General features: G+C 71.7%; 16 protein-coding genes. 5 read left to right on the plus strand and 11 right to left on the minus strand.

What is annotated here, in order from left to right; genetic code table 11:
• Positions 1 to 272 precede the first annotated feature (272 nt).
• The gene (locus ABTW72_RS03955) at positions 273 to 482 is read left to right on the plus strand and encodes a PspC domain-containing protein (RefSeq protein ID WP_030486383.1); all 210 of its coding nucleotides are present in this window, start codon (positions 273 to 275) and stop codon (positions 480 to 482) included.
• A 227-nt stretch (positions 483 to 709) separates the two neighbouring features.
• Here ABTW72_RS03955 and ABTW72_RS03960 read toward each other — a convergent pair whose 3' ends face one another.
• The 7 genes from ABTW72_RS03960 to pdxH form a co-directional block, all read right to left on the minus strand.
• Positions 710 to 1,576 carry a DUF4230 domain-containing protein gene (locus ABTW72_RS03960; protein WP_350854005.1) on the minus strand — a complete coding sequence of 289 codons (867 nt, stop codon included), beginning with the start codon at positions 1,574 to 1,576 and terminating at the stop codon, positions 710 to 712.
• Between the two features lie 99 nt (positions 1,577 to 1,675).
• On the minus strand, positions 1,676 to 2,839 hold the full coding sequence (locus ABTW72_RS03965) for an acyl-CoA dehydrogenase family protein (RefSeq protein WP_350854008.1): 1,164 nt from the start codon (positions 2,837 to 2,839) through the stop codon (positions 1,676 to 1,678).
• 44 nt (positions 2,840 to 2,883) lie between these two features.
• Entirely contained in the window at positions 2,884 to 3,189 is a 306-nt protein-coding gene (locus ABTW72_RS03970) for a type II toxin-antitoxin system VapB family antitoxin (RefSeq protein WP_030329612.1), read from the minus strand.
• 187 nt (positions 3,190 to 3,376) lie between these two features.
• Positions 3,377 to 3,979, minus strand: a complete 603-nt coding sequence (locus ABTW72_RS03975; RefSeq protein WP_112621560.1) for a nitroreductase family protein — start codon at positions 3,977 to 3,979, stop codon at positions 3,377 to 3,379.
• Entirely contained in the window at positions 3,979 to 4,908 is a 930-nt protein-coding gene (locus ABTW72_RS03980; RefSeq protein WP_350854013.1) for an aldose 1-epimerase family protein, read from the minus strand. Before ABTW72_RS03980 ends, ABTW72_RS03975 begins: the two co-directional genes overlap by 1 nt.
• Positions 4,909 to 4,926: 18 nt before the next feature.
• The gene (locus ABTW72_RS03985; RefSeq protein WP_350854016.1) at positions 4,927 to 6,225 is read right to left on the minus strand and encodes an MFS transporter; all 1,299 of its coding nucleotides are present in this window, start codon (positions 6,223 to 6,225) and stop codon (positions 4,927 to 4,929) included.
• Positions 6,222 to 6,851, minus strand: a complete 630-nt coding sequence (gene pdxH, locus ABTW72_RS03990) for a pyridoxamine 5'-phosphate oxidase (protein WP_350855372.1) — start codon at positions 6,849 to 6,851, stop codon at positions 6,222 to 6,224. Before pdxH ends, ABTW72_RS03985 begins: the two co-directional genes overlap by 4 nt.
• 278 nt (positions 6,852 to 7,129) lie before the next feature.
• Here pdxH and ABTW72_RS03995 point away from each other — a divergent pair, with 278 nt between their 5' ends.
• From ABTW72_RS03995 to sepH, 3 genes are all read left to right on the plus strand, one after another.
• The gene (locus ABTW72_RS03995) at positions 7,130 to 8,236 is read left to right on the plus strand and encodes a citrate synthase 2 (protein WP_091395245.1); all 1,107 of its coding nucleotides are present in this window, start codon (positions 7,130 to 7,132) and stop codon (positions 8,234 to 8,236) included.
• 226 nt (positions 8,237 to 8,462) lie between these two features.
• Positions 8,463 to 9,590: a phosphoserine transaminase gene (gene serC, locus ABTW72_RS04000; protein WP_350854019.1), complete on the plus strand. Its 1,128-nt coding sequence runs from the start codon at positions 8,463 to 8,465 to the stop codon at positions 9,588 to 9,590.
• Positions 9,591 to 9,775: 185 nt separating this feature from the next.
• A complete protein-coding gene (gene sepH / locus ABTW72_RS04005; RefSeq protein ID WP_350854022.1) occupies positions 9,776 to 10,858 on the plus strand; it encodes a septation protein SepH in 1,083 nt (360 codons plus the stop codon).
• A 54-nt stretch (positions 10,859 to 10,912) separates the two neighbouring features.
• On the opposite strand, the gene ABTW72_RS04010 is transcribed toward sepH, so the two are convergent.
• Both ABTW72_RS04010 and ABTW72_RS04015 read right to left on the minus strand, forming a co-directional pair.
• On the minus strand, positions 10,913 to 11,743 hold the full coding sequence (locus ABTW72_RS04010) for an alpha/beta fold hydrolase (protein ID WP_350854025.1): 831 nt from the start codon (positions 11,741 to 11,743) through the stop codon (positions 10,913 to 10,915).
• Positions 11,744 to 11,757: 14 nt separating this feature from the next.
• A complete protein-coding gene (locus tag ABTW72_RS04015; RefSeq protein ID WP_350854028.1) occupies positions 11,758 to 12,423 on the minus strand; it encodes a DUF4097 family beta strand repeat-containing protein in 666 nt (221 codons plus the stop codon).
• Positions 12,424 to 12,660: 237 nt separating this feature from the next.
• On the opposite strand from ABTW72_RS04015, the gene ABTW72_RS04020 reads away from it, so the two are divergent.
• Positions 12,661 to 13,428 carry a GbsR/MarR family transcriptional regulator gene (locus tag ABTW72_RS04020; RefSeq protein ID WP_350854031.1) on the plus strand — a complete coding sequence of 256 codons (768 nt, stop codon included), beginning with the start codon at positions 12,661 to 12,663 and terminating at the stop codon, positions 13,426 to 13,428.
• On the opposite strand, the gene thpR is transcribed toward ABTW72_RS04020, so the two are convergent.
• Together thpR and ABTW72_RS04030 are read right to left on the minus strand one after the other, a co-directional pair.
• Positions 13,398 to 13,979 carry an RNA 2',3'-cyclic phosphodiesterase gene (gene thpR / locus ABTW72_RS04025; protein ID WP_350854033.1) on the minus strand — a complete coding sequence of 194 codons (582 nt, stop codon included), beginning with the start codon at positions 13,977 to 13,979 and terminating at the stop codon, positions 13,398 to 13,400. The two genes, ABTW72_RS04020 and thpR, sit on opposite strands and share 31 nt — an antisense overlap.
• A gap of 13 nt (positions 13,980 to 13,992) precedes the next feature.
• A complete protein-coding gene (locus tag ABTW72_RS04030; protein WP_350854036.1) occupies positions 13,993 to 14,502 on the minus strand; it encodes a hypothetical protein in 510 nt (169 codons plus the stop codon).
• Positions 14,503 to 14,594: the final 92 nt, after the last annotated feature.

The raw sequence follows: 14,594 nt of genomic DNA on the forward strand, positions 1-14,594 counted from the left end.
GCGGGCGGGCGGGCGCGGGCGCGGGCGGGCGGGCGCGGGCGCGGGCGGGCGGGCGCGGGCGCGGGCGGGCGGGCGCGGGCGCGGGCGGGCGGGCGGGGGTGGCGGACGGCGGGCGAGGGGCGGCTCGGGGAGGCGTCAGCGGGGTGCTGCCCGGGTAAAGCACCTACGGGTCCACGGGTCGCCGCTCCTCCTCGGGACCGAGGGCGAGGTGGCCATCCCTTTCTACCGTGGATTGCAGACGCGGCGCACCGCCGCAGAGTGGGAGTACGACGATGAGTCGCAAACTGGTCCGGCCCCGCGAGGGGCGCATGATCGCCGGTGTCTGCGCCGGCCTCGGACGGCGGTTCGGCATGTCGGCCGGAATGGTCCGGCTGCTGTTCCTGCTGTCGCTGCTGCTGCCCGGCACGCAGGTGATCGTCTACCTGATCCTGTGGGTGCTGATGCCGAACGAGGACCGCTACCTGGCGTCCACCGGCCACTGATCTCGCCCCGCACACCGCACGTAAGTAGATCTTGGACAGTTTCCGTCGCGCGCTGACGGAAACTGTCCAAGATTGCTCGTAACGCGGCCTCACACCCGGCATCTCAGATCCGGCAGGCTGGTGGCCAGGGAGCGGCTTGGGGCCGCAGGCCCCCCGCGCGGGGCACCACACGGAGGCGCCCGCTCCGACGAGAGTCGGGGCGGGCGCTTCGGCGTACGGAGGGCAGGTCAGGGGGCTATGTAGGTGACAGTGATCTGCTGGTAGCCGAGGGAGCGGAGCAGCCCCTCCAGCATCTTGCGGGTGTTCTCCTCGGCTCGGGCCGAGAGCCCGCTGTCCCGGGCGGCGGCGGTGATCCGGTCCTCGGCGAGCTGGTAGACCTGCTGCTGCCGGTTGGGGTCGTTGCCGACCAGGTCACCGAGTCGGTTGAGCAGACCGCGCTGCTCGGCGAAGACGTAGCTCTTCTCCATGTCGAGGTTGGTCTCACCGAGCTGCGGCGCGGGCAGCTTGATCTCGACGGACTTGCCGTCGGCGGACTGGACGACGGCCCCCTCACCGATCTTGGTGAAGTCGACGTACGCCTCGACGCTGCCGGCCCCGACGAACAGGGTGCGCTCGTTGAGCAGGAAGTCTGGAACGTTGCGCCGGTCGTTCTGCGTGTCGACAACGACCTGGAAGTTGCCTTCCGCGGCCACGTAGCGGCTGAGGTCCTGGATCGACTTCAGCAGTGGCGGCTGACTGCGGTCGGTCTGCTCCTTGGCGAACGGGTTGCGGAACTCCGGCAGGATGCCGGTGGCCTGAATGCCGAGCAGCACGACCACGGCCAGCGCGGCGGCGCCGAGCAGCAGGAGCAGACCTCGGGCCGCCCCACCGCCACCGCCAGGGCCGTCGCCACCGCTCGTCGGGCCACCGGGACCGCCCGGGCCTCCAGGCCCGCCAGGGCCAGCAGGTCCACCGGGACCGGCCGGCTCGCCGGGGCCCCCCGGCGTATCCGTGGTCCAGTCGGGTGTCGCGGTCGACCGCGCCTTGAGATCGTCACCGGTCGGGTAACCGGGGAACTCCCTCGTGGGCTCGTTGCTGCCAGCGTCGCGGGCCATCACGCTCACCGTCCTCGTCAGACACGTCGTCTGTCAATGACGGTACGGCCCCGATACGACAGTCGCGCGGCGAGCGCCAGGAAGCGACAAACGAGCAGGTCAGGCGAACGCGGAGAGCCCGGTGAGCCGCTGCCCGATGACCAGTTGGTGGATCTCGGAGGTGCCCTCGTACGTCAGCACGCTCTCCAGGTTGTTGGCGTGCCGCATCACCGGGTACTCACCGGAGACGCCGTTGGCGCCGAGGATGGTGCGGCACTGCCGGGCGATGGCCAGGGCCTCCCGCACGTTGTTCAGCTTGCCCACGCTGACCTGCTCGGGTCGCAGCCGCCGGGCGTCGGCGAGCCGGCCCAGGTGCAGTGCGAGCAGTTGCCCCTTCACCAACTCGACGGCCATGTCGGCGAGCTTCGCCTGGGTGAGCTGAAAGCCGGCCAGTGGGCGACCGAACTGGGTGCGGCTGCTCGCGTACGCCAGGGTGGTCTCCAGGCAGTCGCGGGCCGCGCCGACCGCGCCCCAGACGATGCCGTAGCGGGCCTCGGTGAGGCAGCTCAGCGGCGCCTTGAGCCCGACCGCCTCGGGCAGTTGGGCGTCGGCCGGGAGCCGGACGTCGTCGAGCACGATCTCGCCGGTCACCGACGCGCGCAGTGACATCTTGCGGCGGATCTCCCGGGCCGTGACGCCGGGAGTGTCCATGGGTACGGCGAAACCCCGTACGCCCTCGTCGGTGCGCGCCCAGATCACCGCGACGTCCGCGATCGGGGCGTTGGTGATCCACATCTTCCCGCCGGTGAGCACCCAGTCGTCGCCGTCGCGGCGGGCCCGGGTGGCCATCGAGGCGGGGTCGGAGCCGTGGTCCGGCTCGGTCAGGCCGAAGCAGCCGATCGCCTCACCGGTGGCCATCGACGGCAGCCACCGTTGCTTCTGCTCCTCGCTGCCGTAGCGCCAGATGGCGTACATGGCGAGCGATCCCTGCACGGAGACCAGGGAGCGGAGGCCGGAGTCGCCGGCTTCCAGCTCCTGGCAGGCCAGCCCGTAGGCGACAGCGGAGGCGCCGGCGCAGCCGTAGCCGGTCAGGTGCATGCCGAGCAGGCCGAGCTTGCCGAACTCGCGGGCCAGCTCCCGGGCGGGCACCTTGCCGTCCTCGTACCAGTCGGCGACGTGGGGTCGCACCCGGTCGTCGACGAGTTGGCGGACGACGTCGCGGATCTGCCGCTCCTCCTCGCTGAGCGACGGGTCCAGGTCGAGCAGGTCCAGCACAGCGGTCATGGACGCCACCCTAACGAAGGTTCAGCGCGGGAAAGAAGGGCTCGTCACTCGATGGGCTCGGAGAGCACCAGCACCCGCGCGTGGATCTGGTTGCGCTGCTGGAGGGCGGCGCGCAGCGCCCGGTGCAGCCCGTCCTCCAGGTAGAGCCCGCCGTTCCACTGCACGACGTGCGGGAAGAGGTCACCGTAGAAGGTGGAATCCTCGGCGAGGAGCTTGTCCAGCGCCAACTCGCGCTTGGTGGTGATCATCTGATCCAGGCGCAGTGGCCTCGGCGGGATCTCCGCCCACTGCTTGAGCGTCAGATTGTGCTCCGGATAGGGACGCCCGTCCCGGACCGCTCTGAAGATCACGACGGCACGCTCCCCTCCCCGTGGCCGGGCCGACCGACGGCGCCGAGCCGGGCCGCGGCGGGCACCGCGCGGCGCGGCACCGATGACCGTGCCAGCCTAGCCGCCCAGCGCACGCTACGTTCTGCTCCCTGATGTCAGTTTCGCTATCGCTCGTCCGATCCTCAACCGGACGAACAGGACGTCAGCGTCAGTTCCACCGGCCGCGCCGCACGACCTCGTCCATCGGACGACGTCCACGGCGCAACGATGGTGACCGATGGTCAGCCGCACGGTAACCGATTGTGACGGCACCGATGGGTTGGTACTCCGCCGGCACGCCGAACGCGTCCCGGTAGGCGGCGAGCCGCTGCGGCGGAATGCCGAAGAAGCACGCCCCCAGCCCCTCGTCCACCGCGGTGAGCAGCATCAGCAACGCCGCGAATCCGGCGTCCACGTGCCAGTACGGCACCGGCCAGCGGTCCGTGGACTGATCCGTCCAGCCCTTGTCCGGCTCCGCGTACCGCCGCAGGTAGGCCGACTCGTTGGCGTGCGGCACCACGATCAGGGGTGCCCGGCGCATGCCAGCGAGCCAGCGCTCCCGCCCACCCCCGTCGGGGGTGGTGGCGGCCCAGAACCGGTCCCGATCGGCCGGCTCCTCCAACACCAGGAAACCCCAGCCCTGGGCGAAGCCGGCCGACGGCGCGCGGACCGCGTGGTCGAGCAACCGGTCCACCACGTCGGGCGGGACCGGGCGGTCCGGGTCGTAGTTGCGCACCATCCGCCGTCGGCGGACGACCTCGGCGAACTCCATCAGGCTCCGGGGCGGATGCCCCAGGCACCTCGCCAGCTCGTGCCGGGCTTGAGGGTGAGCAGGTCCTTGCCCGACCGGAACGCGTCCGGTGGGCAGGTCATCGGCTCGACCGCCACCGAGCGACGGTGCCGCTCGCCGGTGAGGGCGTCCCCGGTGAACACCTGCCACCAGCCGAACTCGGCGTCCGCCCAGATGCTCACCCCGGCCGAACCGTCCGGCGCGGCGAGGCTCACCGACGAACCGCCGTCGGCGTCCCGGATCACCTCGCCGAAGCAGGAGTCCAGCACGGCCGCGCCGATCCGGCGGGGGCTGGTCCAGTCGTACTCGGTGCCGGCCACCGGGGTGACCCCGACCGGCAGCAGCCGACCGTCCACCAGCACCCGGCTCCGGGTGGGTAGCCGCAGCAGCAGGTCGTCCACCGCGACGCCCGGCAGTTGCAGGTACGGGTGCACGGAGAAGCCGAACGGGGCCAGCTCTCCGCCGATGTTGGTCACCTCGTGCTCGGCGCGCAGCCCGTCCGCGTCGACGCTCCACCGGCTGCGCAGCCGCAGCGGCCACGGGTAGCCGGGCTGCGGCGGCAGGTCGTAGCCGACCGTCACGGCGTCCGTCGACTGCTCCAGCAACTGCCACGGCACCCAGTTGACCAGCCCGTGGATGGCCACGTGCCGCTCCGGCTCGGTCAGTGCGAGCTGGTGCGTCCGCCCGTCGAACGAGTAGCGACCATCGCGGATCCGGTTCGGCCAGGGTGCCAGCACCTGCCCGGTGCAACCGGGGCAGACCTCGTCGGTCTGGTACCCGTCGAGCAGGTCGACACCGTCGTGCCGGTACGTCCGGAGCCCACCGCCGACCTCCACGATGACGGCCTCGTGGCCGGCGGCGGAGATGGTCCACTGGGCGCCGGAGAACGGGCGCGGATCGGGGCTTTCCATGCCGGCGACCCTAACCGGTCAGGTCCGGTTGTCGCTCGACGCCGTCGCCGCCCGGTAGCGCAGCAGCGCCGGGAACGCGACCGCGAGCACCACCACGAGCACCGCGGAGGCGAGCCCACCGGCCACCCAGGCGACCCCGCCGCCGAACCCGGCGGCCATGGTGCCGGCGCGCAGATCACCCAGACGTGGGCCACCCGCCACCACTACCGTGTTCACGCCCTGGAGTCGGCCGCGCATCCGGTCCGGTGCGTAGACCAGCAGCATCGACTGACGCAGCACCGCGCTGATCAGGTCGGCGGCGCCGGCCACGGCGAGCAGCACGACCATCAGCCAGAGCTGGTGGGCCAACCCGGCCGCGGCGATCGCCAGGCCCCAGCCGACCACCGCGAGCACGAGGCCGAGCCCCTGGCGGCGGAGCCGGCCGATCCAGCCGGAGGTCAACCCACCGATCATCGAACCGATCGCGATGGCGCTGTAGAGCAGACCGACCGCGCCGCCGCCGCCGAAGCGCTCGTGCGCGATCTCCGGGAAGAGGGCCCGTGGCATGGCGAGGATCATCGCGATCAGGTCCACCCCGAAGGAGAGCAGCAGGACCGGGGTGGTGGCCAGGTAGCGGAACCCGTCGACGACGCTGGCCAGACCGGCACGCCGGGCCTGACCGTCGGCGGTGGGCTCGGGCGGGAGCGAGGGCAGCCGCAGCGCGGCCCAGAGCATCGCGGTGAACAGCACCGCGTCCAGCCCGTAGGCGATGGGCAGGACCACAGTGGTGTCCGGCGAGGCGGAGAGGATCAGACCGGCGGCGAGCGGGCCGGCGACCGAGGCGGCGGTGAAGGTCGTGTAGTTCAGCGTGGTGGCGGACGCCACCAGGTCTTCCGGCACCAGCCGGGGCAGCATGGCGCTGCGGGCCGGCGAGCTGATCGCGAACGCCACCGACTGCAGTGCCATCAACGCCAGCAGCAGCACCGGGCTGCCCACGTCCAGCACCGCCTGGAGCAGCAGCCCGAGAGTGGATGCCCAGAGCAACAATGAGCCGCCGAGCAGCACCGCACGCCGGTCGCGGGCGTCGGCGACCGCACCACCCCAGAGCCCGAAGATCAGCAACGGTACGAAGGCGGCCACGCCCAGCAGGCCCACCCAGAACGAGTCCCGGGTCAGGGCGTACATCTCCACCGGCACCGCGACGGCGGTGAACTGGAAGCCGAACATCGCCACTGTGTTGCCGAGCCAGAGCCGGCGGTACGCCGGAACCCGCAGCGGACGTACGTCGATCGCCCAGCGGCGCGCTTCGCGCGGCCGGGTCTCCCGCACACCCGTCACGGCGCCAACCGCTCGACGATCCAGCCACCCTCGTCGAGGCGACGGAAGCGGAGCCGGTCGTGCAGCCGGCCGGCCCGGCCCTGCCAGAACTCCACCGACTCGGGTTGGACCCGCAGCCCGCCCCAGTGCGACGGAGTCGAGATCTCGGCCTGGTCGGCGAACCGCTCGGCCGCCTCCTGGTACCGCTGCTCCAGCGCCGCCCGACCCGACACCACCTGGGACTGAGGGCTGGCCCAGGCACCCAGTTGGGAGCCGCGCGGCCGGCTGGCGAAGTACGCCTCGCTCGTGGCGCGGTCGACGTGCGCGACCCGTCCGGCGACCACCACCTGACGCTGCATGGGAAACCACGGAAAGACCAGGCTGGCGTACGGGTTGGTGCTCGCCTCGACGCCCTTGCGCGACAGGTGGTTGGTGAAGAAGACGAAGCCCTCCGGGTCGTACCCCTTCAGCAGCACCGTCCGCCCGCTCGGCCGGCCGGCCGAGTCGGCGGTGCCCACCACCATGGCGTTCGGTTCGGGTAGCCCGAAGGCCACCGCGTCGGCGAACCAGCTGTCGAACTGGGTGTGCCAGTCGGCGGCCAGGTCAGCCTCGGTCAGGCCCAGGTCCGCGGCGTACTCGTTACGCATCGCGGCCGGGGCGGGTGTGTCACCCGTCACGTCCCCACTCCTTCTCGCGGGCCCCGCCAGCACCCTCCCGCGCTGACCAGCCCGCCCTGCCCAGTCTCACTGAGCCGGACGGAGAATGCGCGTCCGGGGATGTCGCGTGCAGCACAGTCGCAGCGGGTCGCGTATCCCTTACTCAGCAGGCAGTATGTTGCGAACACATCCCTGAGGGTCGCCTAAGGCGCTCGGCCGATCGGGCCGGATGAGCGAAGGGGCGCACCGACCAGATCCAGGAGAGCGACATGGCCGATTTCAAACCCGGGCTGGAGGGCGTCGTCGCCTTCGAGACCGAGATCGCCGAACCTGACCGTGAGGGCGGCGCGCTGCGCTATCGCGGCGTCGACATCGAGGATCTGATCGGCCAGGTGTCGTTCGGCAACGTGTGGGCACTGCTGGTCGACGGCCGGTTCGGGCCGGGCCTGCCGCCGGCGGAGCCGTTCCCGGTGCCGGTGCACTCCGGTGACATCCGCGTCGACGTGCAGTCCGCGGTCGCCATGCTGGCCCCGTACTGGGGTCTCAACCAACTGCTGGACATCTCCGACGAGCAGGCCCGTGAGGATCTCGCCCGGGTCTCGGTGACCGCGCTCTCCTTCGTCGCCCAGTCCGCTCGCGGCCTCGGCCTGCCGGCGGTGCCGCAGAAGGAGATCGACAAGGCGCAGACCATCGTCGAGCGGTTCATGAAGCGCTGGCGCGGCGAGCCCGACCCGCGGCACGTCAAGGCCGTCGACGCGTACTTCATCTCGGCCGCCGAGCACGGCCTGAACGCGTCCACCTTCACCGCTCGCATCGTCGCCTCCACCGGGGCGGACGCGGCTGCCTGCATCTCGTCCGGCATCGGCGCCCTCTCCGGCCCGCTGCACGGCGGCGCCCCGTCCCGGGTGCTCAGCATGCTGGAGGCGGTGGAGCGCAGCGGCGACGCCGAGGGCTACGTCAAGGGCGTGCTCGACCGCGGCGAGCGGTTGATGGGCTTCGGCCACCGCGTCTACCGTGCCGAGGACCCGCGCGCCCGAGTGCTCCGGCGTACGGCCAAGGAGCTGGGCGCGCCGCGCTTCGAGATCGCCGAGGCGCTGGAGAAGGCCGCCCTCGCCGAGCTTCAGGCCCGCCGTCCGGACCGGGTGCTGGCCACCAACGTCGAGTTCTGGTCGGCCGTGGTGCTGGACTTCGCCGAGGTGCCGGCGCACATGTTCACCTCGATGTTCACCTGCGCACGGATGGGCGGCTGGAGCGCGCACATCCTGGAGCAGAAGCGCCTGCAGCGGCTGGTCCGCCCGTCCGCCCGCTACATGGGCCCGGAGACCCGCAAGCCGTCCGACGTCGAGGGCTGGGCGGCCATCCCGCACGGCGTCTGAGCCGGTAGGCAAGGGGCCCCTCCTCGACCGGACGTCGAGGAGGGGCCCCTTGTCGTCGCCGCGCGTCGAAGGGTGGCCATTGTCGTCGGCCACCGGAGCCGACTGTGGCGAAGGACTCAGACCGACCGCCGGGACCCCGCCCATCGCCGTCCGGCCCGGGTGCGAGGATGAGGGCCGGCAGTGTCGCCGGGCCCACCCTCGCCCTTGCGGAAGGATCTTCAAGACCGTGGCTGACGCACCGATCATCCGGATTCCCGATGAGATCAAGCCCGCCGATGGACGCTTCGGCTGCGGCCCGTCCAAGGTCCGCCCGGCGGCGGTGTCCGCTCTCGCCGAGGTCGCGACCACCTACCTCGGCACCTCGCACCGGCAGAAGACGGTCCGTGACCAGGTGGCCCGGCTGCGCTCCGGCATCGCCGAGTTCTTCTCGCTGCCCGAGGGCTACGAGGTCGTGATCGGCAACGGTGGCACCACCGCGTTCTGGGAGGTCGCCACCTTCGGCCTGATTCGCGACCGGGCCCAGTTCGCCAGCTTCGGCGAGTTCGGTGCCAAGTTCGCCAAGTCGGTCAAGGACGCCCCGTTCCTCGGTGAGCCGACCGTCCGCAAGGCCGACGCGGGCAGCGCGCCGGCCCTGGTCGCCGAGGCCGGCGTGGACGCGTACGCGACGCCGCAGAACGAGACCTCGACCGGCGTGGCAGTCCCGATCAGCCGGGTGGCCGGTGCCGACGAGGGCGCGCTGCTGCTGGTCGACGCGACCTCCGGCGCGGGTGGCCTGGAGGTCAACGTCGGTGAGACCGACGTCTACTACTTCGCCCCGCAGAAGTGCTTCGGCTCCGACGGCGGGCTCTGGCTGGCTCTGATGTCCCCGGCCGCACTGGACCGGGCCGCCGAGATCAAGGCGTCCGGGCGCTACATCCCCGCCTTCCTCGACCTGGTCACCGCGATCGACAACTCGCGGCTGGAGCAGACCTACAACACCCCGGCGCTGGCCACCATCTTCCTGGCCGCCGAGCAGACCGACTGGATGAACGCGCAGGGAGGCCTGTCCTGGGCGGCGAAGCGCACCGCCGAGAGCGCCGCCGCGGTCTACGGCTGGGCCGAGCGGTCCAGCGTTGCCACCCCGTTCGTCACCGACCCTGCGCTGCGCTCCAACGTGGTCGCCACCATCGACTTCGCCGACGGGGTCGACGCCACGGCTATCGCCAAGGCGCTGCGCGCCAACGGCATCGTGGACACTGAGCCCTACCGCAAGCTCGGTCGCAACCAGCTGCGGGTGGCGCTGTTCCCGGCCGTCGAGCCGGCCGATGTCGAGGCGCTCACCGCGTCCATCGACTACGTGGTCGAGCGACTCTGACGTTCGTCACGGTCGGTGTCCGTTGGGGCCTCCACGGACACCGACCGTGATCATCGCCGCAGCTCAGTCACGACATGCGGGGTGTCGCTTCCCCCACCCCGAGGCAGATGCGCGTACGGTGGTCCGAGACGCCTGGGTGGCCGACTCGTGGCGTGCGGCCAGCGAAGCGGGACGGAGGCAACGCTATGCGCCCAGTACGCTTCGTCGCCCTCTCCGAGGACGGCCATGCCCTGGTTCTCGCCGACGAGGTTGGGCGGCTGCTCGCCCTGCCGATCGACGAACGGATCTCCGGTGCGCTGCACGCCGAGCCCGGTGCGCCGCCGCTCGCGGTGGCGCCGACGGCGGCCGACCCGGTTCCGTCACTGTCTCCTCGGGACATTCAGGCCCGCATCCGCTCCGGTGAGTCCGCGGAGGATGTCGCCCGGATCGCCGGGGTGCCGGTCGACCGGGTGCTGCGCTACGCCGGCCCGGTGTTGCAGGAGCGGGCGATGCTCGCCCAGCACGCCCGCCGCACCCGCCTCAAGGGCGCGGAGAAGCCCACCCCGCTCGCCGAGGTGGTCAACGGTCGGCTGAGCCAGCACGGCATCGACACCGAGAAGATCTCCTGGGACGCGTACCGGCGTGACGACGGCACCTGGCGGATCATCGCCACCTGGCCGTCGGGCAAGGCCACCGCGCAGGCCATCTGGGATCTCGACAAGACCCGGCAGTCGGTCGCCCCGCACGACGACATGGCGCAGTACCTGTGCGCCGAGCGCCCCACGCCGATCCTCGGCCAGGAGCCGGCACCGGAGCGGGGCGGGCACGCCCTGCCTGGTCCGTCGCGTGGTGAGCCGAGTCGTGGCGGGCACGGGTTGCCGGCGGCGTCCGAGCACCCGCGCCCTGGCCGTGATCCGATCCGGGCCGGCCGTGACGCCCTGCTCGCCTCCCTGGACCGCCCGCTCGGCGCCTCGTCGGGTCGCGGGCTGGAGCCGCGTACCCCGGCTGCCCTGGCCGGTTCGGACGCGCCCCGGCAGCGACCGGTCGGTGGGGGTGCCGCCGCGCTGCTCGGCGGTGGCCAGGGCTCGGCCTTCGACGACGACTCGGACGCACCCAAGGAGGTGCCGGCCGTGCCGTCGCTGGCGGTGCTGCGGCCGCGCCGGACGGGCGCCGCGGCGGCCGCCGGCGGCGGCGAGTCCACCGACGCCAACGGCAAGCCCCGCAAGCGGCTGCCGAGCTGGGACGACGTGCTCTTCGGCAGCGGCCCGGCCGCCCGCGAATCTTCCTGACGCTTCGCGTTGACGGGTGACGCACTGTCACCCGTCAACGCGAGCGTTCGGACCTCACCGAACGTCTCCGGCGCCTTCGCGATGAGGGGCGGCGACCCCGCGTACGGCCTCGGCGACGGCGCGGAAGTCCTTCTTGAGGATCGCACCGTGGTTACTGGCGACCTTCGCCCCGATGGTGATGTGCGGGTTGCGGGCGGTCACCCCGTCGAGGCTGGTGCGGATCTGCTCCTGTTCGTCCCCGCGACTGCCGAGGGACGTTCCCGAGGCGACCACGTACCGCACCGGGACGCTGATGGCGTCCAGCACCGGGCCCAGTTCCCGCTCGCGGGAGAGTTCGCCGAGTTCGATGTTGCTGTCCGCCATCTGGTCGGCGTTCATCCGTGGGGTCAGGCCGGTCGGGCGGAGCAGCGGCATGAACAGGTTCATCCGTCGGAACATCTTGCGGATCCGTTGCGCCATGGCCTCGTCGAGCCAGTCGTGCGGGAACGCGCCGTCGACCAGGACCGCGCCCAGGGCACGCTCCGGGTTCCGGTTGGCCCAGTGCGCCCCGACCACCGCTCCGTAGGACCAGCCCACCAGCACCGCCCGGGCCACCCCCCGGGCGGCGAGTACGGCGTCGACGTCCCGGACGGCCGCTTCGAACGAGTAGTCGGCTGAGCGCTTCGACTTTCTGCCGCGAGCCCGCTCGTCGTAGGTGATGTGCCGGAATTCGGTGCCCAGCTCGGCGATGACCCGCCGCCAGTAGCCCTGGGTGGCGAACTGGCCGTTGAGGTAGACCACGGGGATGCCGGGGCCGCCGGTGTCGGTGACGGCCAGCGCCGTGTCGTCGACCGGCACCATGCCGGTCCACGCCGAACTGGTCGAGGACATGCTGTTGTTCGTCATCTCGATTCGTCCTTTCAGAGGCTGCGGGCGTTGATGTCGCCCTGCAGGGTGCTGGCGTGGATGTCGAGCTCGACGGTGCCGTCGTTCTTGAGGGCGTTGCTGACGCGGCCGTGGCCGGTGCCGGCGTCCAGAGTGGCCGAGATGCCGGCAGCCGCCGCGACCGAGATGTCGCCGGACTGGGTACGGAGGACGACAGTGCCGCGCATGGCCTCGGCGATCCTGATGTCGCCCCGGGCGGTGCTGATCTCGGCGGGGCCGTTGAGCCGGCCGACCTCGACGTCGCCGTCGATCGCGGTGAGGCGAACACTCGCGGCCTCGTCAATCTTGATTTCCCGGTACGCCCCGTCGAAGGCGACGTCGCCGAGGCGGCCGACGCCCCGAAGCTCGGCGCTGGCGGCCCTGCCCTGGACGTGGGAGTCGGCGGGCACCCGGATGGTGACCTCCAGGGAGCCGGAGGGGCCGAAGAGCTTGTTGATGGGACGTGCGGTCGTGATTCGCAGGACGCCGTCGGCGTAGGCGACGGTGGTCTGCTCGGCGGCCCTCGTGTCGCTGCTCTTGGCGGGGTCGGCCGGGAGGATCTCGACGGTGGTGTCGGCGCGGTCCGCGGCGATGAGCTGGATGCGTCCGGCGGGGATGTCCAGGACGGCGGAGATGGGGGCGGTTGTGTCGAACGTCTGCATCGTGCTCTCCCAGGTCGGCGGTTGTTTCCGATGTGGGAAACGCTACGTTGCTTTCCATTTTTTGCAACACCCTTGTTGCATAGTAGGGGTGTATTAGCTGTTCAGAGCCATGAAATTGTTGCAACGGGCCTGAACCTAATGCAACGTCGTGGACGGCTGCGTTGCATTGGCTTGGGAGTTAACGCTATGGTGGCGGAGTCGAGGGCCGCGCCCTACGGGACCACGAGGGAGATCGCGATGCCGGGAGGCAGGCTCACCCAGCAGGAACGCCAGCAGATCGCGCTGGGGCTGGCCGACAGCCTTCCCTACGCCGAGATCGCCCGACGCCTCGACCGTCCCACCTCGACGGTCACGCGTGAGGTGATGCGCAACGGCGGCCCCACCGGCTACCGCGCCGACCTGGCCCACCACGCGACCGAGCGCCGCGCCCACCGGCGCAGGCCCGCCCCTTCCCGTGGCGCCGAGGCGGCCCCCCGACCGGACGGAGGCGACGCCCAGGCCGTGGCCGACTACGAGGAGGCGTTCACCACCGTCCTCATGTCCTCCGGTCTGAACAAGATGGGGGCCCGAGTGTTGACCAACCTGTTCCTCACCGACTCGGGCAGCCTCAGCGCGTCCGAGCTCGCCCGGCGCCTCCAGGTCAGCCCGGCGTCGATCTCCAAGGCGATCACCTTCCTGGAGAGCCAGAGCCTCGTCCGCCGCGAACGCGACGAACGCCGCCGCGACCGCTACGTCGTCGACGACGACCTCTTCTACCAGGCGACTGTCGCCAGTGCTCGGGCCAACGACCATCTCGTCGCTATCGCACGCCAGGGTGTCGCTCTCCTCGGCGCGCACACCCCCGCCGCCGCCCGACTGGAGAACATCGCCCGCTTCCTCGACTTCATCAGCGAGAGCATCACCCGCGCCGCCGAACAGGCCCGCGAGGTTCTCCGCAGCAGGCCTGCCACCGCGGCCAGCCCCGCGCCGCCGGGTCACAGCGACCAGGCGGCAATCCGCTCGTAGCGAGCTCGGCCGCCGCCGAGGTGGCTGCGCACCAGCAGCAGCTCCGACGCCGGCCACGATGGCCCTTCGTACCCGTCCAGGCTGGCCCGGTCGGCCTCGACATCGGCCGGGTCCATCCGGTCACCGGGCCGGGCGACGGTCAGGTGCGGCCGAAACGGCTTCTCGTCGCAGGGCAGCCGGCCGTGGCTCAGCCGGGACCGGATCAGCCCGGCCAGCACGTGCAACGCCTCGATCTCCCCGCGCAGGTCCACCCACAACACTGTGGTTCGGCCCCGGCCGAACCGGCCACCGCCGCCGAGCCTCAACCGGGGTGCGGCGTCCCGGCCGTCGCCGAACCGCTCGGCGGCCAAGCCGAGCGCACTCTCCACATCGACCAGCCGGTCAGACTCGACGGCGCCGAGGAACGCCAGTGTGAGGTGCAGGTCGGCCGGGTCGGCGAGCCGGACGTTGACGCCCGCGGCGGTCGCCGCCGCGACGCGCAGACGGGCGACCTGGACGCCGAGGTGATTGACCGCCTGGATGGACGGGCGGAGCGCGACGAAGAGTCGCACTGCGTGCGGCCGCTCAGCGGTGCCGCTGCCGAAGCCCGGCCCGGGCCGCCGGAAGGGCCAGCCCGGCGGCGTGCAGTACGCCCTCCACCCGGACCCGCTCGATCTCCTGATCGACGCCCTCCAGTTCGGCGAGGTGTTCGACGATGCCGAGAGCGCGACAGGCGAGACGAAGCCGGTCGTCGTACGCCTGGCACAGCGCGCTGTGCCAGACCATCGATCGACCGCCGCCGCCGATCCGCTGACCGCCCAGGCGGCGCAGGTCGGCGGCGAGCTGCTCCAGCGGTCGGCGGTCGACGCGGTCGAACTCGCTGAGGTCGATGTTCCGGGTCAGCGCGTCGGCCTCGATGGCACGGTCGAGACGGGCGATCGTGCGCTTCTCCCGTCGGCGGTCACGCCACTCGGACCAGCCGCAGACCACCCGGTCGACGATCTCGTCATAGCAGAAGATCAGGGCGAATGCCGCCGGCAACGTGGCCACGGCGAGGAACGCCAGGGCCAGCATCAGCGCGCGTCCGACTCCCACGTATCGACGCTAAGCCCCACCGTGCCACCCCGCCAGCGGTTTGGCCGCATCCGCGCGATCCGCGCAACCGGACGCGGCCGGCGCCAGTGGTA

It is taken from the genome of Micromonospora sp. NPDC127501, assembly GCF_040302185.1.
In the GTDB taxonomy this organism is placed as follows: domain Bacteria; phylum Actinomycetota; class Actinomycetes; order Mycobacteriales; family Micromonosporaceae; genus Micromonospora.

Excerpts from the sequence above, each read along its gene's own strand:
- ABTW72_RS03965 (WP_350854008.1), bottom strand. The coding sequence starts at position 2,839 with ATGACCGCTGTGCTGGACCTGCTCGACCTGGACCCGTCGCTCAGCGAG.
- ABTW72_RS03955 (WP_030486383.1), top strand. The coding sequence starts at position 273 with ATGAGTCGCAAACTGGTCCGGCCCCGCGAGGGGCGCATGATCGCCGGT.
- ABTW72_RS04015 (WP_350854028.1), bottom strand. The coding sequence starts at position 12,423 with ATGCAGACGTTCGACACAACCGCCCCCATCTCCGCCGTCCTGGACATC.
- ABTW72_RS04020 (WP_350854031.1), top strand. The coding sequence starts at position 12,661 with ATGCCGGGAGGCAGGCTCACCCAGCAGGAACGCCAGCAGATCGCGCTG.
- ABTW72_RS03995 (WP_091395245.1), top strand. The coding sequence starts at position 7,130 with ATGGCCGATTTCAAACCCGGGCTGGAGGGCGTCGTCGCCTTCGAGACC.
- sepH (WP_350854022.1), top strand. The coding sequence starts at position 9,776 with ATGCGCCCAGTACGCTTCGTCGCCCTCTCCGAGGACGGCCATGCCCTG.
- ABTW72_RS03975 (WP_112621560.1), bottom strand. The coding sequence starts at position 3,979 with ATGGAGTTCGCCGAGGTCGTCCGCCGACGGCGGATGGTGCGCAACTAC.
- pdxH (WP_350855372.1), bottom strand. The coding sequence starts at position 6,851 with ATGCGTAACGAGTACGCCGCGGACCTGGGCCTGACCGAGGCTGACCTG.
- ABTW72_RS04010 (WP_350854025.1), bottom strand. The coding sequence starts at position 11,743 with ATGACGAACAACAGCATGTCCTCGACCAGTTCGGCGTGGACCGGCATG.
- ABTW72_RS03980 (WP_350854013.1), bottom strand. The coding sequence starts at position 4,908 with ATGGAAAGCCCCGATCCGCGCCCGTTCTCCGGCGCCCAGTGGACCATC.
- ABTW72_RS03960 (WP_350854005.1), bottom strand. The coding sequence starts at position 1,576 with ATGGCCCGCGACGCTGGCAGCAACGAGCCCACGAGGGAGTTCCCCGGT.